Genomic DNA, 331 nt, shown 5'->3' with positions numbered 1-331 from the left:
CACGAACTCACCCACGTCATCCAGCAACGCCAAGGCTCCGTGGCGGGAACCGACCACGGGTCCGGGCTGAAGGTCTCCGACCCCTCGGACCGGTACGAGCGCGAAGCGGAGGCCAACGCCACGCGGGTGATGCGCGCGCCCGCCCGCGCGGGTTCGACAGCGCCCGTGCCGGCGCCGGAAGACGGCCCGCGACCCGCCGCGGGGAACGAGACCGTGCAGCGCGTCCTGGACTACAACGCCGTGCCGAACGGGTATCGGTTCTGGGCGACCCCGGACTCTTCCAACAGAGCTGTCACCGCGCAAATGATCAATGACGGGTCTACCACGGGCA

1 pseudogene is annotated in these 331 nt (G+C 70.1%); it reads left to right on the top strand.

Annotated elements, in window-relative coordinates:
* Nucleotides 1–331 (top strand): annotated as a pseudogene (locus HTV45_RS34725) (hypothetical protein); the annotation flags it as partial.

Source organism: Streptomyces sp. CHD11 (assembly GCF_018638295.1).
Classification (GTDB): Bacteria; Actinomycetota; Actinomycetes; order Streptomycetales; family Streptomycetaceae; genus Streptomyces.
The sequence above is the reverse complement of the archived record's forward strand: the minus strand, read 5'-3'. Positions and strand labels throughout refer to the sequence as shown.